Below are 24,002 nucleotides of genomic sequence, written 5' to 3' on the forward strand. Positions count from 1 at the left end.
GATACCCTTATTATGATGTTTTATTATTCGATTCAGCTTAACTTATTTTATTTGAATTATCGAGTACAGAATATGAAAAAAAATTAACTTTCTCTAAATAACCAACTGAATTTTATCAATATAAATTTAATAATTTGAGAAAAAAAGCTGCATTTTCATCTAATTTAAAATACCTACATATCAATCTGCAGATTAAAAAATTTCATCGGTTGATTTGTCTTTTTTAATTGGAGTTAGGAAGCGATTACTGCAGATGGCTCAGACACTTGATTCTGTCGAAGCTCGAGTAAAATGGCGGCGAATTTAAGCTCTTCCAGACGTAAGTTCAGATAAGACTCCTGAATCATGGCTTGGCTCAAGCTTTGTCCTTTATAGTTCATCAGGCGATAATCATCTTTTAAGGATTGCAGCATTTCTCCCAGATTATGAGTATTTAACTGGGACAAATAGAATTCTGCCCTGCTATTAAATGCCAGACTCAAAATCTCGATGGTGCTCTTGCGACGGTCTTCATCAACATAGTTACAGCTAGCCATCTGCTGCTGTTCTTTGGCCTGCTCAATCTGTGTTCTGATAGTCAGTAAATGCCGAGCTGCATCAGTATCATTGTAGCCACTAATGAGCTGATCCAGAAGCTGCGTGACCGGCACATCAAAACCATGTTGATAGCCCTTGATCTTCTGCTCGAGAGCCTCAACTACTTCTTGCAGTCGCTGCTGTTCTTTGGCCTGCTGATAATAAGCCTGTAAAGCTTTTCGGGCCTGCTGCTCAATATCAGCTTCGGCCTGAGCCTGTAAACTCTGTAAATATGCTTTGACCTGAGCGATATAGGCTTTGAGATCATCCAGCATGATGGAAGCATCAAGCTTGGTTACTTCTACGAAATTTTCAGCCTGCAAACTGCGGTTAATAATGTACTGCTCGATGTCACAGATATCCTGATATTTTTTATATTTATTCAGTTCAGTTCTGGCGCTCCCCAACTGCATCCGTAGCTGGGTCATTTCATAATTTAATTCATCAACTTGTGTTTCATAATCAGCTAATTTACTGCGTGAATGATCCAGATTTTCCTGTAGAGACCGAATATTGTTTCTTGATAATTTCAGGCTATTGAATACCCCTAGTAATACAATGATTAAAACACTTGCGAGAACAAAGAGCGCGCCACTTAGCATCATCCTGTCCCTTACCCCTTGCACCATATATAGGCACTAAAAAATTAAAAATTTATGATGTTTTAAAGTTATTCTGCATAATTTAATGATGAGAATCAAAGATAAAAATTGACCATAAATATTTAATATATTTGATCTTTTAAATGATCTTTCACCTATAAAACCTTAATATTTTTATGCCTATCAATTTACTTAACATGAATCTGTTGGTGATAAGCGATTAGAGTGGTTTTTATTTTTATATCAAAAGTTATAAGATCGAATTTCGGATAGGCTGAAAATCTTGAGAAAAACCTAATAAAAATAGACAGATCAAACAGTTAAACTAAAGATAAAGTGATAAATCCCCCTTAAATGATTCCTGCAATGTTTTCTGGTACACATTTTTTATTTCAAAAATTCATTACTTGATAAGACATGATTCAGAACATAATTTTTCTAGAAAACTGTTTAAATTCAACTCCATAATTTTCCGATGATTGAAATAAATTCTAACATTTCTGTTGCAGCTTACTGAAATTCAAATATTTATCAGAATCTATATTCATTTTTTGAATGGTTAAGTCTCACTAAAATGGCGCAGGTGCAAGAATCTCAACTTTATGACCACTCAAGGGTTGAGTAAAAGTCAGTTCACTGGCATGCAAGGCCATGCGATTAAGAGCACTACGCGTTGGTTCCGGATGATAAATTTTATCGCCCGTAATCGGATGACCGATATGCAGCATGTGGACTCTGAGCTGATGTGAACGTCCGGTAATTGGCGTCAGTAATACCCGGCTGATGTCTTGCTCAGGCAGATATTCCAGCCGTTGATAGAGTGTTTTGGCAGCTTTACCCAGTTCAAAATGTACCATTTGCCGTGGGCGATTTTCCCAGTCAGTAATTAAAGGCACATCGACACTGCCCTCGGTCTGAATCTCTCCCTGTACCAGCGCAATATAGTGCTTGCTGACTGTACGTGCCTGGAACATTTTACTGACCGCCACTTCGGCTTCGCGATGTTTGGCAAACATCAGTATTCCGGACGTCGCCATATCCAGACGATGGGTAATTTTGGCATTCGGATAACGCTCTAGTACCCGTAGATAAGCACTGTCATGATGCTCAGGCAAACGTCCCGGAACAGACAACAAACCAGCCGGCTTCTCAATGACGACTAGATCATCATCTTCATACAGAATATGCAATGGGTCTTGAGGCGGCGCGTAGACAAAGTTGTCGTTAATAGGCATGTGCTGTAAGCATTCAGGAGAAAACGCGCAAAATAACAATGTCAGGGAATACTGTCAATCCAGCCCTGTTATAGAATCAATGCCCGACTAAGCTTTGGACGCTGCACTGATGGGAGATACTGAATGACCTGACTGATACTGGGTTTTCAGGCTGTCGAGATCTTCATTTAAGAATGTCATAAGATATTGCTGAACCTGTGACATAGTCAGACTGCGAAATGACACATAGTCTTTGTTTTTCAGGCTAAACAGTCCCAGAATTTTATGCTGAGCTTCGACTTCAATATCACTTTCCAGCCTGAACTCAAGCTGACCTGAGGGCGCCAGTTCATTTAGCGTGATCTGGATCGACTGTTCAGTATCGGAATCTGTTACGGTAAAAGTGGTAATGGCGGCTTGCATCTGTAATTGTAAAATCCGTAACTGTTGCCAATTGATGGACTTAAAAGTAGAGAGAATTTCTTCTGCCGATAAGCTGCCTAGCTGCTCTGCTTCGTCTTCTTCCTGATGCGGATAACTGATTTCTAATTCATATTTTTTCATGAGACGTGCCCCTTTCTTATATGTAAAATTATCATAGCATTCTGTTTTATTTTTCAAGGATATAATTTGTGAGCAAATATTAAACATATTATATTTTAAATTATTTATATCAAATACTTATAAACAACCGGTGACATTAGAATAGTATTTAAATAAAGGATAATTGAAAGCAATAGGCTACAAATAAAATAGATTAGATATGTGATTTTAATAGTATTTGATTGAATCTCAAATGAATTTAAAGCTATTTGAGGAAGAAGATAAGTGACTGGGTAAGGAAAGTATTAAGCAGTTTGGAGGAGAAGATTTATTATTAGAAGAGAAAATTTTGAGGGTGTTGGGAAAACATCTTGATGGTTTACTTCAACTATCACTCTTTGTAAGAAATGATCTTATAGCCTATAAACTTTTGGTCTATAGCGTCCTAAGCCGAATCGAGACCTTTTGGGTTCGTACTGCACTCGCGTTTTGCGCCACTCACAGCATGCTACTCTTTTCGATCCCATCACACCCTTGAGATATATAGTAGCCAAGCTGCGGTAAAATTAATTTCCTAAGATTTTTTAATTTTCCCAGTTTTTGAAAATATTTTTCTTAGAATATATTTATAGAAGAATTTTTTATCTTTTAGCTCAAAATAAAGATCTTTTATTGCGGAAAGAGCAGAATTACTGGAATTTATCTTCACTTAAAACTTCATTCTGCTCTAAATTTTTCAAACCGCTAAGTTCAGTTTTCCAGCCATTTAATCAGCCAGATAATAATCCACTGTAGAAACCACACGAACTTTCTTTAGATAAGGCGTATTGCTGTCACGGTCTTCAATGCTAAACAGACCTTGATTGGCTGTCTTGATTTTCCCGAGACGGCTTTGAGAATCTGCTGCAAACTTTTCTGCCACACTGCGGGCATTTTGTGTGGCCTCTTCAATCATCGCCGGTTTGATGTCATTCAGTTTGGTAAAAATATATTCCGTTCTTTGCCCGGAATCATCACCACCAAAAGCAATACCTTTTTTACCGAGAGCGACCAGACGGGTTTGCGCTGCACGGACTGCATCAATATTGTGGGTATAAACCGTAATGGTCTGATGCGCGGTATAACGTAGCGCGACATTGGCATCACCGCCGTATTGCTGGGCGTATTTATCTGTAGTGACTGGAGAACCTGTGGTAATTTCTTCTGCCTTAAAACCTTCGCCTTTTAAGAACGCCTGAATTTGTTGGGTTTGCAGCTCCATGGTGTCATACAGTTCTGTCAGATCCTGACTACCGCCACTAAAACGGATGGGCCAGACTGCGACATCGGCTTTCACTTCACGTTCCGACAGCCCTTTTACGGAAACAATCCGTTCATATTGTTTAATCTTGACCGCACTATTGCCCAGAATGAATCCGGCAATAATCATTCCCAAGCCGATCAATGCACCTAAAATTAAGGCAGGTTTAAACTGATTCATTGAGCCGAACTCCTTTTCTATATTATTTATTCTGTTTCGAGTATTTTAAGCGTTTAAACTGCTCTGTGTAATGCTAATGCGACTATCAATTTTATTTATTCTTGAAACCTGAGAAAGTTTTGTCTCCTAACTTTTCCCAATTAAATATATGGCTATCAGCGGAACCAGATTGAATAGGAGTATTCCGATTTTATAGAGGGCCATGCCGCCATAATGAACGGCATCAAAAGTCGAATCTGAAAGCTAAAACCATCGACTATGCAATCGTTGTACCCAGTCTCGTAAAAAGACAATGAGCAAGAACCAGAGCATTAAAATGCTGTAATTCAAAGCCAATGTATAAAGTAAAAACCGACACCAGAAATCGAGGTCCATAGTGATTCCCTGCCTGTAGAGCCATCTATCATTAAGTTAACAGATTGATCAAATCTTCAGGAACTACTGATTTGTATCTGTGATCTAAAGGGAAATGGTTTAAATATTTTGAGCTAAAAGTTTCAGTTTTGACTTCCAGCGATCACTTTTTAGCGTACAAACAGATGACGGGTATGATGATTGATATAGGCATTTAAGCCATCACCATACTGGGCCAGCTGTTTCATATTTTCCACATGCTGATAGCCCGCACTGCTATAGCTATACGTATACACTTTCGAGGTTTTCTTGAATTGAACCCGAATGAACTCATTGCCAATCTCATAATTGGCCACACCCGAGTCATGATTGAGATCAAGATAATGTTGCAATTGAGCAGCCCTAAAAAATGATAAATCTATAATTTTATATGAGGTCAAACTGACCGATTTTCAAACAAAATAAATAGTAAAACCCACTGTATAGCGGGTTTTAAATGATGCCCAATATGTCTATAAATCTCATTCTGTACAGCACTTATGACAGCCCTCTACTTTTTCCCTCGGCCAATTCATTCTTGCCCGTTTATAAGCCAGATCATAATTAGCAAAATATCCAATCAGAATCTGGTTATCAAATTCTGGCAGGTCTTCACAGCCTCGTGTTGCGTTATGAATATAGTGCACGCCTTGAGCAGACTCTTGTTCATCTACAATAAATTTAATCATTTACAGTTCCCCTAATATTGTTTTTATAAAGTTCAACCACAAATAAAACCATACAGAAATTATGTCTTTTGCAATTCCATAATAAAATTATGTCTTTATTGAATAAAAATCAAGCAATTTCATAAACAAGATAAGGACCTTTCTTTAAGCAAATATTTCATTAAGAATGAGTGATAAATATTTATTTATCTGACTTTTATAAGGCGGAATTTTCTAGCTTGTTTTTCTTTTTTAGACGTATCCAGCGAATTGCCATTATGGCTAGCATTACAACCAGCAAGGTAGCTAGCACTGGCAAAAGCAATGACAGGATGGATAACAGAATAGCCCCGATCCACTCTCCGGTTGAGAGTACGGGATTCGCAACACCGCCCGTGGTGGCAGTTGATAGTCCGCGTGCTGCAACACTGCTCATTTGCACAGCCCCAGCTGTTCCGCCACCGACAATAATCGCTGCGGCCCAAGCTGCAAACTGAGACATTTTTCCACTGCTGGCAGCCATCGTTATCAAGGTTCCGGCCAGCATGGCTGCAGGCGTTGCAATCGTATCGATGGCATTGTCCACCCAGGGAATATAATACGCAGCGATTTCACAGAGGGTCGCGATGGCTAAAGCCAGACAAACTGCCGGCATGGCCAGCCATTCAAAACCGGTCATCGGTTCAAACCAGCCCATCAATGCAGCAATACTCATCACCATTAAAGGCACAAAAACACGGAAACCACAGGCTGCACTCAAGCCGATACCGATACATAAACCGAGGATTGTTTCCATGCTGCTTATCCTTGAGATTTAAGCCATTTTTATGATGTAAATTATACGCTAACAAAAAAGCCCTATCGGGTGATAGGGCTTTTATTTAAAACAGGATCTTCTGTTTTGAATATCGTGTGCTTAGGCAACCTTATCGTTATATTGGGTGCCGAGGCATTTGGTACACGGTGGTAGTCGGTCTGTACCAATTTCTAAGAAGACGCGATGTCCGCATTGAATACAAAAATAGAAACCTGTTCCCGGTTTTGAGCCAGCTGTAACCATCTTTGTTCTCCGTTGTTTTAGAAAATGGTCTAAGCAGTATAACTCTATTGTGATGAATGTCTATTGTCCATTTTTGTAAATGATGATGGCATTTGGGCGAAGACTAGAAAACTAGCTATTAGTCACTAAGTCAGTTCTAATAATCAGCATTGATATAATTACATAACCTCTCATTCTCATTTTGTAGCCAATGCTCGAAATTATCTGGATCTTGAGAAACTTCAAGCATATTCTTCAACGAAGATCTATCCATTATCAAATCCAATCCGCTTTGACAAAACTTCCACCCTGCTACCAAGTTTTCTTCGATATACCTATCAAGCTCGTCAAAAATCTTTACAATTTCAATAAACTTATCTTCATTTAAAGGAATTGAGGTAAAGTAGACGCTATTTTTATAATCAGACATTGTTGCAGGAACTGCTCCATATCCCTCTAAATGGAAATGAAATGATTGACTCTTTTTTTCAAATCCACCATGAGCAAAAGTGTTACGATATTTTTCTTTTATTTGAATTAGATTGTCATAAATCTTTTTGGATAAACCTTTGCATCCTAACACTTCAATATATTTTTCAGACCAAAATTGACCAATGATTTTTTTAATTTCATATTTTGAATGGCTTTGTTGCATAAAGATTTTGTAAGCTTCTGATTTAAATAGGTTTGTATGAATTTCAACCTAAAAATTAAATGAACAAAATCAGTTGGTTATGTATTTATACAACAAAGCCTGAACGTACATAAAATTTCACAAATAAAAAACCTACATTTATGTAGGTTTTTTATATATTAAAATCAAATAAGACCAATTGAAATCATCAAGCCACATTCCCTTCCAAGAAATCCTGCGCAAAACGTTGTAATACCCCACCCGCTTCATACACAGAAACCTCTTCTTCCGTATCCAAACGACAAGTTACTGGCACTTCAATGGTCTGTTTTTTGCCATCTTCAGTCGCACGCTCAATCACCAGAGTCAAAGTCGAACGTGGCGCAATATTACCAATTACGCTATACAGTTCAGTACCATCCAGCTTCAAAGTTTTACGATCTGTACCCGGCTTAAACTCAAGCGGAAGAACACCCATACCGACCAAGTTTGTCCGGTGAATACGCTCAAAACCTTCAGCAACAATCGCTTCTACACCTGCCAGACGCACACCTTTCGCAGCCCAGTCACGGCTTGAACCCTGACCATAATCTTTACCAGCAACAATGATGAGCGGTTGCTTACGGTTCATGTAGGTTTCAATCGCTTCCCACATACGCATCACTTCACCTTCCGGCTCTACACGCGCTTTAGAACCTTGCTTAATGGTGCCGTCAGAACGTACCACCATCTCGTTATACAGCTTCGGATTTGCCAAAGTTGCACGCTGTGCAGTCAGGTGATCGCCACGGTGCGTGGCATAAGAGTTGAAATCTTCTTCAGGTAAGCCCATTTTCGCCAGATATTGACCCGCTGCTGAATCCAACACAATCGCGTTTGATGGAGATAAATGATCGGTAGTGATGTTATCGCTAAGGATTGCTAAAGGACGCATATTCGCAAGGGTACGTGGTGCAGCCAAAGCTCCTTCCCAATATGGCGGACGGCGGATATAGGTACTTTGCGGACGCCAGTCATACAGCGGACTTGCAGCTTTCTCATGCTCACCTAGATCAAACATCGGAATATAAACTTTCTTGAACTGTTCTGGCTTCACGGACTCTTTCACCAAAGCATCAATTTCTTCATCCGATGGCCAGATGTCTTTCAGGTAAATCGGATTGCCATCTTTGTCTGTGCCTAGTGCATCTTTCTCGATATCAAAACGGATCGTACCGGCAATCGCATACGCGACCACTAAGGGTGGAGATGCCAAGAAGGCTTGCTTCGCATAAGGATGGATACGGCCATCAAAGTTACGGTTACCCGACAAGACTGCTGTCGCATACAAGTCACGGTCAATAATTTCCTGCTGAATTTTCGGATCAAGCGCACCCGACATGCCGTTACAGGTGGTACATGCATACGCCACGATACCAAAGCCTAGTTTTTCCAGATCCTTCAGTACACCTGCCTCTTCCAAGTACAATGCAGCCGCTTTAGAACCCGGAGCAAAAGAAGATTTCACCCAAGGTTTACGCATCAGGCCAAGCTCATTGGCCTTACGTGCCAACAAACCTGCTGCCACGGTATTACGCGGGTTAGACGTATTGGTACACGAGGTAATCGCCGCGATGATGATTGCACCATCTGGCATTAAGCCATCAGTACGGTTTTCTACCACACCTGCAATGCCTTTTTCTTTCAGGTCAGATGTTGATACACGTGCATGCGGATTCGATGGACCCGCTATGTTACGAGTCACGGTAGACAAGTCAAAACGCAATACACGTGGATATTCTGCCTGAGTCATTTCTGATGACCACAGACCAATTTCCTTGGCATAAGTTTCAACCAGTTTCACCTGTTCAGATTCACGATCAGTCAGCGTCAGATAATCAATCGTATTTTGATCGATATAGAACATAGCAGCAGTTGCGCCATATTCCGGTGTCATATTGGAAATCGTGGCACGGTCACCGACTGACATGCTGTCTGCGCCTTCACCGAAGAATTCCAGATAAGCACCAACCACACGTTCTTTACGCAGGAATTCAGTTAAAGCCAGTACGATATCGGTTGCGGTAATGCCCGGCTGACGTTGTCCTACCAGTTCGACACCGATAATGTCCGGCAGACGCATCCACGATGCACGGCCCAGCATCACATTTTCAGCCTCTAAGCCACCAACACCGACTGAAATCACGCCCAGTGCATCGGTATGTGGGGTATGAGAGTCTGTGCCGACACAAGTATCTGGGAATGCCACGCCATCACGGTTCTGAATCACCGGTGACATTTTTTCCAGATTGATCTGGTGCATGATGCCATTACCAGCAGGAATCACATCAACATTTTCAAACGCAGTTTTGGTCCATTCAATAAAATGGAAACGGTCTTCATTACGGCGGTCTTCTACTGCACGGTTTTTCTCAAATGCATCTGGGTCAAAGCCGCCATATTCTACTGCCAGCGAGTGATCGACAATCAGCTGGGTCGGCACCACTGGATTGACTTTAGACGGATCACCGCCCTGATCGGCAATCGCATCACGCAGACCGGCAAGATCGACCAGTGCTGTTTGCCCTAAGATGTCATGACAAACTACACGCGCCGGATACCAAGGAAAATCATGTTCCTGTTTACGCTCAATCAACTGGCGTAAAGACTGTTCTAAAATCGCAGGGTCGCAACGGCGTACCAGCTGCTCGGCCAGCACTTTAGATGTATAAGGAAGTTTGGCATATGCGCCTGGCTGAATATCTTCTACGGCTTGACGCACGTCATAATATTCCAACTGGGTACCTTGCAGCGGTTTCCGGTAGTTATTGTTCATAGCTTGCCTGCCCTCTTTCATTACTCTTTTTATTCATCAAAATATCTTGGTGACTTGTTTTTTAATAAAGGCATTGTACGCTGTCGAAAGTCCATTTCCCAAATCTTATGATTTTCAAAATCTTAAATACTAAAAATGGCATTTTTACCGAAATTTATAACTCATACTTTAGAATTTTGACTCTAAATTGCATTTTTTCTGAAAAATAGGCCTAAATCTGTCTCATTCTTTAGTATGAGATGTTGATAACAGCATAAAAGATAATCAATTTATTGGAATGAGTTTAAGGATAAATTTCATATGAAATCAAAGCTTAGAATCTTTCAATTTTAGAAATAGCTCATTTAATAAAAAGCTGAATCTATGTTTTCTATTTCAGTGTTAAGCGTAGCTCTTAACCAGAAATAGTAAATTTCATTGCAGATATTGCTCGATGAGCTTAAGCGAAAAAATCATTTTTCAGGTTAAGACATACCCCGAAATAAGTTACATTTTCAATTCCATATATTTTTTAAGACTTTCTTACAATTTTAGAAATACGTTAAATATTTATAGGACAATGATTTATAAACATGAGCTTATAAAACGCATCCCTATCTAGAATACTTTACACACGTCATTTTAGCTTACCGTTTGTCGCCCTCCCCCTAATTTGGTGATAACAGTCTGTATCTCAACTTTGTAAATCTACCCTCGAATTACTTCACAACAACACTCATCACAAAAGCACATAAGGGTGATTACAATGATACAACTCGCCATTATCGGTATCGTTGCTGCAGTAATCGCTGTACTGGCAGCAAGCTGGAATGGAGGTAAAAATCCTTCCAATCCTAAACCGCCAACTCCCAACAACCCTAACCCACCAACCACTACCAATAATCCCAACAACCCACAACCTACTCCAACAACACCCGATATATTGATTAGCAATCCGCCACTATTGCAAAAAAATTCCAAAGGCACCCATGAACTGATTGTCGCTTATAAAACCGGCAAGATTTACAATCCGAGAAATAGTACCTGGGATCAACTGTTCGTCAGAGGTTATCTCACTAATGCCAGTTTGTTTAACAAGAAAAAAGCTGGAGAGTCTGTTGAAGACCTTTTAGTTGGTCCGCAAATCCGGGTCAAACAAGGTGAAACCCTGAAAATTAACCTAAATAACCAGCTTCCACCTGAACAGAAAGCCACCTGCCCAGACAAAGTGGATAATGTGAACGATCCACATTGCTTTAATACTACTAACTTGCATACCCACGGCTTCTGGGTAAGCCCTCAAGGCAATAGTGATAATGTTTTCCTGAAATTTAAACCTCAGGAAAAATTTGACTATCAGTACAAAATGGAGCCGAATCATCCGGCAGGAACCTACTGGTATCATGCCCATCTGCATGGCTCAACAGCTATTCAGGTATCGAGCGGTATGGCAGGCCCATTAATTGTAGAAGGCTCAAGAACACCAAAAGTAAAAAATGGCAAAGTCACTGAAACAGGCGATATGGACATTTTATGGAAAGAAAAAAATAGCTATCCAAATGAAAACATCCTGCTATTCCAGCAAATTCAATATCGATGCTCTAACCCTGACCCGGATGTAAAATTCGATATTCCTAACAATTGCGAAGGTAAAGGCTTTGGATTACTGGAAGATTATACAGATATCGCTAATCCTGGCTCTTGGGCCGACCAGAACTTCTATACCTCTATCAATGGTAAAGTTTTAGGAGAGATCAAAGTTGAACAGAATGCTTTTAATCGCTGGCGCATGATTCATGGTGGTGTACGCGACACTATTGGTCTGGTAATTAAAGAACTGCCAAACTCCAGTAAATTTAGCGCCGAAGACACCCTTAAAGCCTGTCTGGCATATCAGGAAGCAGATCCAAAAGAGTTTAATGAAAGTTTAAAAAGCTTACCGGTTTATACGATTGCTCAAGATGGTTTGACCATGACTCAGGTACAGCGCAGAACACTGTCTGTGTTCCAGCCTGGTTATCATCATGATGCAATGGTCACCTTCCCAACCACCAACAAATATTGCATTTATGACTCCAAATTAAATATTGAGGATGAAGTGAATGCACCGATCCCAACGGGTCAAGTTACCCCTCAACTTGCCCCGAACCATCCTCTCAATGCCCAACTACTGGGATGGGTCAATGTACAGGCAAGCAAAACAAAAGCGCAGACTCCTGCCGAGTTCCTGCAAGAGCGCGCGAAAAAAATTGGTTTAAGCAAAGAGATTCAGACTCAGTTATCCAAGCTTAATCTTACTGCCTTTACTGATCATCCATCATTAATGACTCCAGCAATTGACAAGCTGGTTGCCTCCAGACCGAAACAATACAGTAAATTTGAACTGGCTTTCGCAAATGGTCTTAAATTTGGCTTCCGTCATAAAGAAGATGGTGACTTACTCAGTTTTGGAAATGCATTTGATGGCGAAGGATCAGTCGGTCGGACACACGCCAAAGATCCGGATCGTGAATATGTGCGTCAGTTACAAATTGGACAGACGGATGAATGGGAACTGACGACCGAAGCTTTTGGTGGCCATCCTTTCCATATTCATGTTAATCCATTCCAGATTGTTAAAATCTTAAAAACTGTCACTGGCCCTAATGGTGAATCCAAAGAAGTTGATGTGAGTGAATTAGCGCCTGATGATAATGATACAGATGATGTGCAATATCGTGGTATGAAAGGACAATTCAAGGATACCCTGTTTATCAAGGCGAACTATAAATTTATTCTTCGAAGTTATTACAAGAAATTTGAAGGTGATTTTGTACAGCACTGTCATATCCTCGATCATGAAGATCAGGGCATGATGGAAACAGTAAGGGTCTGTGGAGGCAAATTCCCTTGTGATTCACCTCTCCCAACCTCGTCTCATCATCACTAATTAGACACTCCTGAAAAGGCCAACGATCCCGATTGTTGGCTTTTTTGTTTGCCTCTATTAAATGCTTGCTGCACAATAGCTTGATTGATTTTGAGTATTCAAACTGAGGCTGATCATGGCAACATCTCCTGCTTTTACCTTATTTACGCTGAATGGAGTAGATGCGCAAAAATTCCTTCAGGGTCAAGTTACTTTAAATGTCGAAATTCTGGCTGAAAACCTGACCCGCTATACAGCGATCTGTAGCTTGAAAGGACGTATCCAGTTCGGTATCTGGTTGAAAAAAATTAATCCGGAAAGCTTTGAAATTGTCAGCCCTGAAGATCAGGCAGCAGAACTGGCCAGCCATATTAAAAAGTTTGGCGCTTTTTCAAAAATGAAACTGGAACAGGTTGGCCCGGTTTATCCAGTTATCAATGATATCCAGACTGATTTTTTTGAAACTGAAACGGATATTATCCTTTGGCAACAGCAAGCCATTACCTCAGGTCAGGCTTGGATTCAGGCAGCTACTGCGACCCTGTTCCAGCCACAGGAATTGCGTATGCATCAACGTGAAGGCATTCACTATGACAAAGGTTGTTATCTGGGTCAGGAAGTGATTGCTCGCTTATGGTTTAAAGCCAAGCCAAAACACTGGTTGCATTTGATTCAAGGTACAGGTGAAGCACCTGCTGTTGCGACCAAGCTGCACAATGACATCGAAGTGGTCAATAGTATTGGTACAGATCAGGGTTATCAGGCTTTAGTGGTTGCCAAACCTGAAGCATTGGCTGAGCTGGATGTACAAGTTCTTGAATTGCCTGAAGCTTTAAGTGGTGATGTGGCACGTCCACAATAATGACCTATTATCTTGATGCAAAAGCCAGAATTTAATTCTGGCTTTTTTATTTTTATTAGGCTAAACAATTAAATAGAAAAAGATTGACTGAATAAAACACACCTTAACCCGAGCACGCTTTTATTGATTTATATCCTATATGATTCTCAAATAATTTGTAATTAGTCACATATTCAGTATTTACAAAGCCTGAAATCGTCTTATGATGTAGATGAAAACGACAAAAATCGCACCATGGAATTAGGTGTTAGAAAAATTAAGGTTATCGGAACAATGAAAAAATTAGTACTTGCTGCAATTCTTGCAGTGTCCAGCCAATTTGCCCTCGCAAATACTTCAAATGCCCCAGTCGATCCTCAATTTGCCAAAATTGAAGAGATGGTGAATGCCAAGAATTTCAAGGGTGCCTACGATGCTTTAAGCAAATTGGCCAGCCAGGGAAATGCACAAGCCATCTATAACTTAGGCTATTTAACGCAAACCGGCCAAGGCACTGCTAAGGATGAAAAAAAGGCCATCCAACTATATGAACAGGCCGCCAGCAAAGGTTATCCAGTGGCCAACTATGTACTAGGTAAGAATTATACCGGTGGCACTTTAGGTCTTAAGCAGGATTTGGGCAAAGCCAAGCAATACCTAGAACGCGCATCGGCAGCCAATTTCGATGAAGCGACGGTAGATCTGGCTATACTTTTATTTGCTGAAGGAACAACAGCTTCTGACCAGCAGGCTTTGAAAAAATTACAGCCTCTTATTAGCAAGAGTAATATGCCGGCCATTCATGCCAAAGCCTTATATGACATCAGTAACGGCTTTAAAACCAAGAATGAAAAGCCGATCCAGCAAGGCTTGAGCAGTATTCAGGATCTGGCGAAAAAAGGCTATATCCCTGCCCTGATGGCGATTGGCAATATGTTTGCCAACGGTAGTATTGTTCCGCAAAACCTACCTGAAGCTAAAAAGATCTTTGCAGCCCTAGCACAGGAAAATATTCCTAAGGCCAGAGAATCTCTAGCAGCAGTGGATAAAATGATTGCCGAGCAGAAAAAAGCACCTGCCAAAAAAAGTTAATCAAATTTTATCAAAATAAAAAAGCTCCTGTTGGAGCTTTTTTATGGGCTATAGATTTATAAGCCAGCTTGGTTAACTCCACCACAAAGTAATAAGTCCACTGGCAACCACAAAACCTGCAAGGGTACTCATTAATAATGGCGTTAGAGTCCGCTCATTGAGGCCGTACGCCTGCCCTAACATACCAAAAATCGTTGGCATAGGTAGGGCTGCGATCAAGGTACCCGCATAGATCATTTCCTGACTTAAATGAGTTAATCGACTCAGGCCCAGATACATCAGGATCGGCATCAGGATATTGCTGGAAAATACCAAATAGAAGCTTTGCAGATTCACATATTTCAGACTCATGCCCACGATTCCGCCACCAATCGCGAACAGCGCCAAAGGTGAGGCAGTCTGTCCAATCATGGCAAAAACCTGATCCAGATAAATTGGCAGGCGAATTTCAAAAATCGCACAGGCCATACCCAGCATCACCCCCATAAATAAAGGGTTCTTAAACAGCATCAGAATAGTACTTTTCACAAGACTCCCCAGATTGGCTTGATGTTGGGTACCGAGTGCAGCCAAGATTAAGACCATCGGAATCAGAATCATGCTTTCAATAATGACCACCAATGAGGTATAGGTCATCGCATGCTGTCCCACCAATAAAGTGAGTACTGCTGTACCAATCAATCCGGTATTGGACATCGCTGCGCCCAAGGACAGAACAGCACTATGCGAAGAGGTATTCTTGAATTGACGGCGCATCAGCCAGAAGCTGAAACCATAAAGTAATAAAGTGACAGAGGTATAGATCGCAAAGTATTCAAAATACCAGATTTCATGCAGATCTTTAGAAGCTAGAAACTGAAAGAACAGTAACGGTAAGGCCACTTTGATGACAAAGGCCCCTACCATTTCAACCTGTTCTTTTTTTAGAATTTGACATTTCACACTCAGGTAACCTAGTGCCAATAATAAAAATATAGGCACAATTACCGCAATAATCATATGAAATGTCCTGTTGTTTGAGATGCGTTATTATAAGCCTTTCTAAGAAAAAATGGCCTTAAAACGATTCAAACAACTGATTTAAGCCATGCGGTGCAGAACGTAAATATTGTGGAGAAATTGCTATTTTTTCATCCAGCGTTACTGCAGCATGCCAAGGCCAGCGTGGATCATAAAGTAAGGCACGTGCAATCGCGATCGCATCAGCCTGTTTATACTCCAGTATGCCTTCTGCCTGCTGTGCATCGGTAATCAGACCCACTGCAATGACTGGAATATTTACGTCCTTTTTAATCGCTTCAGCAAAAGGGACCTGATAATTTGGATGCACATCAATTTTCTGGTCGACATGTAAACCTGCACTCGACACATGAATATAGACTGCACCCAGTTTCTCCAGAGCTTTGGATAGTTCAACTGAAGATTCTACATCCCAACTTTCTACGCCATCCATCCAGTCCGTTGCTGAGATACGAACACCAATTGGAAAACCTTCTGGTACTGCAGCTTTAATTGCTTCAAATACTTCAAGCGTCAGACGAATACGGTTTTCAAACGAACCGCCATATTGATCCTGACGATGGTTCGATAACGGTGACATAAACTGATGCAATAAATAACCATGTGCTGCATGTAGTTCAATTAATTCAAAGCCTGCTTCAACCGCTCGCTTGGCACTGGCTGCAAAATCCTGAATTACTTGCTGGATTTCATCCATACTTAAAGACTTGGGTGGATGTTCATGAGCTTGGAAAGGAATATCACTGGCAGAAACAGTTTGCCAGCCGAGTGCATGATCTGGGGCGAACTGCCCTTTGCCACCCCAAGGTTTATCTGTAGAAGCTTTACGGCCTGCATGTGCAAGCTGTATGGCAAAAGGCATAGGAGAAATTGATTTGACCTTTTGCAATAAGGTTTTGATCTGGCTGGCCTGCTGGTCATTCCAAAGCCCTAAATCGGCATAACTGATGCGACCTTCAGGCTGTACAGCGGTGGCTTCCACAATGCAAAGACCTGCACCGGATAAGGCATAATTGGCCCATTGTTGTTCATGCCAGTAAGTGATTTCACCTTGCTCGGTTGCAGAGTACTGACACATCGGGGCAATCACAATTTTATTTTTAAGTTGCAATGATCCAAACTGAACCGGCTGAAATAGTAGTGACACGCGGTATTCCCTCTTTTTGTGAAGTGGCTTTTCAGAACTTTTTACCAAAAAATAAAAAACAGGCTCTGATGAGCCTGTTTATTTATAACGTGATTAAATTCTTTTTAGAAGATCACTCGTGTAGTCAAACCTAACACCAATGCATTATCCACCTGGTTGCTAGACCCCGGATTTATAACGTATTGCAGGTTTGGACGTAGCATCAGCCATTTTGTTGCGTTATAGCTGTAGTTGAGTTCGATATTGTATTCGGCACTCGCATCGTAGTCTACTTTAGCTAATGAACCTTCAGCAAAACGATCATTTACATGTACACGATTCACTGCCAGACCCAAAATATCATTCGGCTGGCTATCCATCAGACCAATATATTTCAGACCCAATTGTTGTGAATTATCCACTTTATTGGTATCACGATCATGCCAAGTAAAGTTAGCGAATGAGTGTAAACCCTGACGGCCATTACCCGTTGAAGTCAACTGCTGTTCTACGGCTAACCAGCCTGCAAAGGTACGGTTTTCTCCTTCACCTGTCGCAACATCTTTCTGGTTGGCAACATCATCAGCAGTGTTATACATACCGCCTACACGATAGCTGCCAGGCAAACCATTTACTAATGATTTTGGTGTCCAGATTACTTCTGCAGGAATCGTCACGCCATCAGCATTGTCGGTATCCAGACTCCAGCCCTGACCTTCTTTAGCACCATTGCCGTTATCTGGATTAAATTCATAAACACCGACTTGTACAGCAACGTCAGGGTTTAGCTGCTGTTTTACACGTGCACCCCATTGTGCGACTGGGGTATTCATCCAGATATTGCCTTGCCATTTGCCCATCTGCGCAGCACAAAATGCTGTACTGGCAAAATCACAAGCCATCACGTTAAAGTCCATACCCAGACCCAGACGACCAGCTTTAATACTCAGGCCTTGTTCCTTATAGTTCTTTTCAATTGAAAGTTCGGTTAAACGGCTGTCCTGATTACCACGACCAAATGTTCCTTGAACATTGGCCCATTGAGCTGCATCACCTTGTAAATCACGTACCGATGTACTTTGTCCCTGACGCGCAGTCGCAACTGCACGAACAGTTACGCCATCCCAGCCAGCCAGTTTTTCCATGTCTAACTGTGTACCTAACCATAACTGTGCTGAAGTTAAAGGATCGGCCCCTTCATTACGTCCGCCATCAGCCAGATACGCTGTATCTGTCAGCAAGTTTGCTTCAAACTTGATGCCTTGTTGAGCAAGTTCAGTACGTTTTCCATTCCAGTCGCCTAATAGATACTGCCCTTGAGAATCAAATGCAGACTCAGCCTGCGCAGAGGTCATGGCTGCTATCAATGGCAATAAAGCTAGACTTAACTTTTTCATATAAAACCTAAACATATGGAGAGAGTAAAGGCAACCTGATGCATGCCCTGTGTGACTTGATACAGAACGTTACATAACTTTTCACTTAAAAACTCAGCATTTTTTTTATTATTAGTAAAACTTTAAGTTATAAGAAAAGATATTTTATATAACAATAAATTTACATATTTTATATTTTTCAGTAAGTTAAATACTAAAAATCAACCAATATATTTCCTATTTTTATTATTTGGATCTAAAACCATCTCAATATTAAAGTTTATTTTTTAACCAATTGTTAAAATATTTTTGAATGCCCTGCTCATAACTTCTATTCAAACAGGACTTGCATTCAGACTTAAAACGCCCAATATTAGCCTCATGATATTAGCTGCTAAGTGTTATGCCTGAATTACCCGAAGTTGAAACCACCAAAACCAGCCTCCTTCCCCTTCTTAATCAGCAAGTGCTAAAAGTTGAAGTGCGTCAGCCTAGTTTACGTTGGCCAATTCCTGATGATCTCGCGCGTCTGCAAGGACAACGCCTGATTCAGCTTACGCGTCGCTCCAAATATATTTTGGCGCAATTTGAACAGGATACGATGCTCTGGCATCTGGGTATGTCAGGCAGCTTTCGCTTGTGTGAAACCAATGAAGAATTGCGCAAGCATGATCATCTGATTATTCAGTTTGAAGAGATCCAGCTGCGTTACCATGACCCGCGCCGTTTCGGCTGTATTCTCTGGTTAAATGCTCAATCACAAAGCAAACTGATTGATACGCTTGGGCCGGAGCCATTAAGCGATGCTTTTAATGCCGAATATCTATTTGAAAAACTAAAAAATAAAAACGTTGGCACCAAAGTTGCAATTATGGATAACCATGTCGTGGTCGGCGTAGGCAATATCTATGCAACTGAAAGCTTGTTCAATATGGGTATTCACCCGGCCCAGCCAGCCTCAAGTTTGAGTTTCGAACAGATTGAAAAACTGGTGGTTGAGATTAAGCGTATTTTGAAACAGGCGATTGACTTAGGTGGTTCTACTTTACGCGACTATACCAATGCCATGGGAGAAAATGGTTATTTTCAGCAGACGCTGCTGGCTTATGGCCGTGCAGGAGAAATGTGCGTGAACTGCGAAACCACACTGCAAAATATCAAGCTCGGCCAGCGCGCATCAGTTTATTGTCCTGAATGCCAGCCGCTAAAAAAGGTCAAGCTTTCACCTAAGCGTATGGTTGCTGTACGAGGTAAGAAATCATGAAGACCGCGATTGTCCGTCATATTCTGGTTAAGGATAAAGATACTGCTGAACAGCTTAAGAAAAAGATTCTGGCAGGTGCAGATTTTTCCAAAATTGCCAAACAATATTCGACCTGTAACTCTGCCAAACGTGGTGGTGAACTCGGTGAAGTAAAAAAAGGCCAACTCGTTCCAGTGATTGATAAACTGGTTTTTACTGCTGCAGAACATGTTCTACATGGCCCAGTCAAAAGTCAGTTTGGTTTTCACCTGGTAGAAATCAAGTTTCGGATGGATTTTTAATTCCTTTAGGGTTCCATCTCCTCTCAGGAGAGGGTTAGGGAGAGGTAAATTCCTAATCACCCTCACCCTTAAGCGGCAGTGCCGCTCATCTCCCATAAGGAGAGGGTGCAAAAAACGGCGCACTCAGCGCCGTTTTTTATTTACTCGAAAAGCTTAAGCTTCAGGACGTTTTTTTAGCTCGTCACGGATTTCACGTAATAATGCAATATCTTCCGGAGTAGCTTCTGGCTCTGGTTCTGCTTCTTGTTTACGGCGTAGTTTGTTCATCAGTTTCACCAACCAGAACACCACCCATGCCAATAACAGGAAATTAATGAGAATGGTCAGAAAATTACCATAAGCAAAGACATTTAGACCTGCCGCCTGTGCCGCAGCCAGATTGGTCACATTATTTGGATTATCACCTAATACGACAAACCAGTTAGAGTAATCAACATCACCACCCAAGATCCAACTCACGACAGGCATGATGATGTCTTTCACCATAGAATCGATAATTTTACCGAAAGCACCGCCAATGATCACACCCACTGCGAGATCCATGACATTGCCTTTTACCGCAAATTCTTTAAATTCTTGAATAATGCTCATAAAGTCACCAGTATTTTTATGCAATTTTGTGATGGATTATACATTAGTTAGGGATTTCTATTTAGAACTAATTTATTAAGTGTATGTAATTTCTACCCCAATAAAAAAGCCGCTGAACTGATTCAGCGGCTTTTTTCGTATCGGTGACCGGTCTTATTTAGCACGGTTACGTTTACGTTCGTTTTCAGTCAGGTAACGCTTACGGATACGGATTGACTTAGGTGTTACTTCAACTAGCTCGTCGTCTTCAATGAATTCAAGCGCTTGTTCTAGCGTATATTCAAGGTTTGGAACAAGAGTCAATGCTTCATCAGTACCAGATGCACGTACGTTAGTTAACTGTTTCGCTTTAGTTGGGTTAACCACCATGTCGTCAGAACGTGAGTTGATACCTACGATCATACCTTCATAAACTTCTAACTGTGGTTTAGCAAATAGACGACCACGGTCTTGAAGTGTGAACAGTGCATAACCCAAGCAAGTACCTTGAACCATAGAAATCAGTACACCGTTTTGACGTTTCGCAACAGTACCTTGTTTAGCAGGACCGTAATGCGAGAAGCTTGAAGTCATGATACCAGTACCAGAAGTCATGGTCATGAATTCAGAACGGAAACCGATCAAGCCACGTGAAGGAACAGTTGCTTCAATACGGATACGGCCTTTACCGTCAACTTCCATATTGGTCATTTCGCCTTTACGGTGACCCATTTGTTCCATTACAGAACCTTGGTGCTGTTCTTCAACGTCAAACGTTACGTTTTCGTACGGTTCTTGCATTTGACCGTCGATTTCTTTCATGATCACTTGCGGACGTGATACACCAAGCTCGAAGCCTTCACGACGCATGTTTTCGATCAGTACAGAAAGGTGAAGCTCACCACGACCAGATACTTTGAAACGGTCAGGACTGTCAGTATCTTCAACACGAAGTGCTACGTTGTGGATCAATTCTCGGTCAAGACGCTCACGGATATTACGTGAAGTTACGAATTTACCTTCTTTACCAGCGAACGGGGAGTTGTTCACTTGGAAAGTCATAGACACAGTCGGTTCATCTACAGAAAGTGCTGGAAGCGCTTCAACATTTTTAGGATCACAGATTGTATCTGAAATGTTCAGTGCATCGATACCAGTTACACAAACGATATCACCTGCAGAAGCTTCTTCAATGTCAACACGTTCTAGACCATGGTAACCCATGATTTTCAAGATACGGCCGTTACGGGTTTTGCCTTCTTTGTCGATAACAGTCACAGGAGTGTTTAATTTCACTGAACCGCGCTGGATACGACCAACACCGATTACACCTACGAAGCTGTTATAGTCCAAAGATGAAATTTGCATCTGGAATGGACCGTCAACGTCAACTGCTGGTGGCTCAACGATGTCTACGATTGTTTGGAACAATGGAGTCATGTCATCAGCAAGTTCTTCTGGAGAAGGACCAGCAACACCACGAAGACCAGAAGCATAAACTACTGGGAAGTCTAACTGTTCGTCAGTACCGCCAAGGTTGTCGAACAAATCGAATACTTGATCGATTACCCAGTCTGGACGCGCACTTGGTTTATCAACTTTATTGATAATTACGATTGGTTTCAAACCACGCGCGAACGCTTTTTGCGTTACGAAACGGGTTTGTGGCATAGGACCTTCTTGTGAATCTACAAGAAGCAGTACGCAGTCAACCATCGACATTACACGTTCAACTTCACCACCGAAGTCGGCGTGTCCCGGGGTGTCCACGATGTTAATACGGTATTCTGTATCTGTACGTTTATCTAACCACTTGATTGCAGTGTTTTTTGCAAGAATGGTAATACCACGTTCAGATTCTAACGCATTCGAATCCATGACACGCTCGATCTCACCCGCGCGATCACCGAGAGCACCTGATTGTTGCAAAAGTTTGTCTACAAGAGTGGTTTTACCATGGTCGACGTGCGCGATAATGGCAATGTTACGGAGAGTTTTAATATCTGACATGTAAATTCGATACGTTTTAAATTTGAGGGCAAATTATACAGAAAAATACAAACTTTTGACAGTGACTGTTTGTAGAGAGCGTCAATTTTTTTTCCAATTACTTTTGTAATGACGTGTAACTCGATTAGAATAGCGCCACCCAGCCTTAATTTGCATTGACACATGTCTGATTTTAATCAACCTCCTCCTTCTAAAGATCAACTTGACCTTGTCTACGGCCTTGAAGATCGTCCTAAACCGTTTATCGCATTTTTAGCCGCATTCCAGCATTTATTGGCCATTATTGTCCCAATTGTGACCCCTGGCCTGCTCATTTGTCTGGCGCTGGGGGTCTCCAAAGAAGACACCAACATGATCTTATCCATGTCTTTGGTGATTTCGGGGATTGCGACTTTCTTACAATCCAAGAAAGTAGGTCCCTTTGGTGCAGGCTTGCTGATTGTTCAGGGTACAAGTTTTAACTTTATTGGCCCGATCATCGGGATCGGTTCAGCGATGGTCGCTGCAGGCACACCGGTAGAAGCGGTGATGGCTTCGATCTTTGGTGTAGTGATTGCAGGTTCATTTATTGAAATGGGCGTGTCACGCATTTTGCCATGGGTGAAGAAACTCATTACGCCACTAGTAACGGGTATTGTAGTTTTATTGATTGGTTTAACCTTGATTAAAGAAGGTCTAATCAGTATGGGTGGTGGTTATCAAGCTATGGGCGACAAAACTTTCGCCAATGCAGATAACCTGATCATGTCATGTACCGTTCTGGCATTAATTATTTTACTGAACCGTGTACGCATCACTTGGGTAAAAAGCTCAGCGATTCTGATTGCACTGGTTGTGGGTTATATCCTTGCCGGCTTTATGGGTCATCTCAACTTTGATGGTTTAAAAGATGCACCTTTGGTTCAGATTCCGACCCCAATGCATTTTGGTTTAAGCTTCTCCTGGAGCTTATTCATTCCAATGGCATTCATTTACCTGGTGACTTCACTGGAAGCCATTGGTGATATTACAGCCACATCAAAGTTATCGAATCAGCCAGTGGATGGTCAAACCTGGATGAATCGCATTAAAGGTGGTGTGTTAGTGAATGGTGCTAACTCCCTTCTTGCAGGTTTATTCAATACATTCCCAAGTTCAGTGTTCGCACAAAATAATGGTGTGATTCAATTGACTGGTGTAGCTAGCCGTTATGTCGGGATCTGGATCGCAGCACTCCTTGTGATTCTAGGTCTACTTCCAGCAGTGGCCGGTGTGATTCAGGCCGTTCCTCAGGCTGTGCTTGGTGGCGCAGTGATGGTGATGTTTGGTGCAGTCGCTGCATCTGGGATTAATATCCTGTCTGGTATTAACTTAGACCGTCGTGCCCTGCTGATCATTGCAATTTCGCTTGCACTTGGCTTAGGGGTTGCGCAGGTGCCTCAGATTCTGGAACATTTTCCTGAATTATTCCGTAACATCTTTAGTTCCGGTGTTGCGACAGGCGGTATTGCAGCCCTCATATTGAATATTGTACTTCCTGAAGTAAAGAAGTAATTTCATGTCCAAAGAACACTGTCTGAGTTGGACTCGGA

General features: G+C 41.5%; 21 protein-coding genes and 1 pseudogene. 6 read left to right on the top strand and 16 right to left on the bottom strand.

Annotated elements, in window-relative coordinates; all coding sequences use genetic code 11:
* Positions 1-233 precede the first annotated feature (233 nt).
* The 11 genes and pseudogenes from B3143_RS03435 to acnD all read right to left on the bottom strand — a co-directional run bounded on the left by B3143_RS03435 (position 234) and on the right by acnD (position 9,964).
* Positions 234-1,178 (bottom strand): DUF4041 domain-containing protein, encoded by a 945-nt coding sequence (locus B3143_RS03435; RefSeq protein WP_034581229.1) that lies wholly within the window; start codon positions 1,176-1,178, stop codon positions 234-236.
* A 569-nt stretch (positions 1,179-1,747) separates the two neighbouring features.
* On the bottom strand, positions 1,748-2,413 hold the full coding sequence (locus B3143_RS03440; protein ID WP_005237110.1) for a pseudouridine synthase: 666 nt from the start codon (positions 2,411-2,413) through the stop codon (positions 1,748-1,750).
* 87 nt (positions 2,414-2,500) lie between these two features.
* A complete protein-coding gene (locus B3143_RS03445; protein ID WP_005237111.1) occupies positions 2,501-2,956 on the bottom strand; it encodes a hypothetical protein in 456 nt (151 codons plus the stop codon).
* Positions 2,957-3,701: 745 nt separating this feature from the next.
* Positions 3,702-4,415, bottom strand: coding sequence for an SIMPL domain-containing protein (locus tag B3143_RS03450; RefSeq protein WP_005237113.1), 714 nt, complete (start codon positions 4,413-4,415; stop codon positions 3,702-3,704).
* Between the two features lie 126 nt (positions 4,416-4,541).
* Positions 4,542-4,790: pseudogene (locus tag B3143_RS03455) on the bottom strand (DUF6868 family protein).
* Positions 4,791-4,939: 149 nt separating this feature from the next.
* Positions 4,940-5,161, bottom strand: a complete 222-nt coding sequence (locus B3143_RS03460) for a hypothetical protein (RefSeq protein ID WP_004785142.1) — start codon at positions 5,159-5,161, stop codon at positions 4,940-4,942.
* A gap of 129 nt (positions 5,162-5,290) precedes the next feature.
* A complete protein-coding gene (locus tag B3143_RS03465) occupies positions 5,291-5,497 on the bottom strand; it encodes a hypothetical protein (protein WP_005237115.1) in 207 nt (68 codons plus the stop codon).
* A 196-nt stretch (positions 5,498-5,693) separates the two neighbouring features.
* Positions 5,694-6,272 (bottom strand): DUF4126 domain-containing protein, encoded by a 579-nt coding sequence (locus tag B3143_RS03470; protein ID WP_005237117.1) that lies wholly within the window; start codon positions 6,270-6,272, stop codon positions 5,694-5,696.
* 120 nt (positions 6,273-6,392) lie between these two features.
* Positions 6,393-6,590 carry a zinc ribbon-containing protein gene (locus B3143_RS03475; protein ID WP_312074660.1) on the bottom strand — a complete coding sequence of 66 codons (198 nt, stop codon included), beginning with the start codon at positions 6,588-6,590 and terminating at the stop codon, positions 6,393-6,395.
* 82 nt (positions 6,591-6,672) lie between these two features.
* On the bottom strand, positions 6,673-7,170 hold the full coding sequence (locus B3143_RS03480) for a hypothetical protein (RefSeq protein ID WP_005237119.1): 498 nt from the start codon (positions 7,168-7,170) through the stop codon (positions 6,673-6,675).
* A gap of 187 nt (positions 7,171-7,357) precedes the next feature.
* Positions 7,358-9,964, bottom strand: a complete 2,607-nt coding sequence (gene acnD, locus B3143_RS03485; RefSeq protein WP_286739521.1) for a Fe/S-dependent 2-methylisocitrate dehydratase AcnD — start codon at positions 9,962-9,964, stop codon at positions 7,358-7,360.
* 745 nt (positions 9,965-10,709) lie between these two features.
* Between acnD and B3143_RS03490 the strand changes: the two genes are divergently transcribed.
* From B3143_RS03490 to B3143_RS03500, 3 genes are all read left to right on the top strand, one after another.
* A complete protein-coding gene (locus tag B3143_RS03490) occupies positions 10,710-12,872 on the top strand; it encodes a multicopper oxidase family protein (RefSeq protein ID WP_005237123.1) in 2,163 nt (720 codons plus the stop codon).
* A gap of 115 nt (positions 12,873-12,987) precedes the next feature.
* A complete protein-coding gene (locus B3143_RS03495; protein ID WP_005237125.1) occupies positions 12,988-13,713 on the top strand; it encodes a YgfZ/GcvT domain-containing protein in 726 nt (241 codons plus the stop codon).
* Positions 13,714-13,986: 273 nt separating this feature from the next.
* On the top strand, positions 13,987-14,784 hold the full coding sequence (locus tag B3143_RS03500) for a tetratricopeptide repeat protein (RefSeq protein WP_005237127.1): 798 nt from the start codon (positions 13,987-13,989) through the stop codon (positions 14,782-14,784).
* Between the two features lie 72 nt (positions 14,785-14,856).
* Here the strand turns inward: B3143_RS03500 and B3143_RS03505 are convergent, their stop codons facing one another.
* From B3143_RS03505 to B3143_RS03515, 3 genes are all read right to left on the bottom strand, one after another.
* Positions 14,857-15,783 carry an AEC family transporter gene (locus B3143_RS03505; RefSeq protein WP_005237129.1) on the bottom strand — a complete coding sequence of 309 codons (927 nt, stop codon included), beginning with the start codon at positions 15,781-15,783 and terminating at the stop codon, positions 14,857-14,859.
* A gap of 58 nt (positions 15,784-15,841) precedes the next feature.
* A complete protein-coding gene (locus B3143_RS03510) occupies positions 15,842-16,951 on the bottom strand; it encodes an NADH:flavin oxidoreductase/NADH oxidase (RefSeq protein ID WP_005237131.1) in 1,110 nt (369 codons plus the stop codon).
* A gap of 104 nt (positions 16,952-17,055) precedes the next feature.
* Positions 17,056-18,327, bottom strand: coding sequence for a carbohydrate porin (locus B3143_RS03515; RefSeq protein WP_005237133.1), 1,272 nt, complete (start codon positions 18,325-18,327; stop codon positions 17,056-17,058).
* A gap of 382 nt (positions 18,328-18,709) precedes the next feature.
* On the opposite strand from B3143_RS03515, the gene mutM reads away from it, so the two are divergent.
* On the top strand, positions 18,710-19,570 hold the full coding sequence (gene mutM / locus B3143_RS03520) for a bifunctional DNA-formamidopyrimidine glycosylase/DNA-(apurinic or apyrimidinic site) lyase (RefSeq protein WP_034171117.1): 861 nt from the start codon (positions 18,710-18,712) through the stop codon (positions 19,568-19,570).
* Positions 19,567-19,851: a peptidylprolyl isomerase gene (locus tag B3143_RS03525; protein ID WP_005237136.1), complete on the top strand. Its 285-nt coding sequence runs from the start codon at positions 19,567-19,569 to the stop codon at positions 19,849-19,851. Before mutM ends, B3143_RS03525 begins: the two co-directional genes overlap by 4 nt.
* Positions 19,852-20,004: 153 nt before the next feature.
* On the opposite strand, the gene mscL is transcribed toward B3143_RS03525, so the two are convergent.
* Both mscL and typA read right to left on the bottom strand, forming a co-directional pair.
* A complete protein-coding gene (mscL, locus tag B3143_RS03530; protein ID WP_005237137.1) occupies positions 20,005-20,442 on the bottom strand; it encodes a large conductance mechanosensitive channel protein MscL in 438 nt (145 codons plus the stop codon).
* Between the two features lie 153 nt (positions 20,443-20,595).
* Complete coding sequence (gene typA / locus B3143_RS03535) at positions 20,596-22,431, bottom strand: translational GTPase TypA (protein WP_005237138.1); 1,836 nt, start codon at positions 22,429-22,431, stop codon at positions 20,596-20,598.
* Positions 22,432-22,593: 162 nt separating this feature from the next.
* On the opposite strand from typA, the gene B3143_RS03540 reads away from it, so the two are divergent.
* Positions 22,594-23,964, top strand: a complete 1,371-nt coding sequence (locus B3143_RS03540) for a uracil-xanthine permease family protein (RefSeq protein WP_005237139.1) — start codon at positions 22,594-22,596, stop codon at positions 23,962-23,964.
* Positions 23,965-24,002: the final 38 nt, after the last annotated feature.

The sequence above is a fragment of the Acinetobacter sp. UBA1496 genome (genome assembly GCF_002324975.1).
Lineage (GTDB): Bacteria > Pseudomonadota > Gammaproteobacteria > Pseudomonadales > Moraxellaceae > Acinetobacter > Acinetobacter variabilis.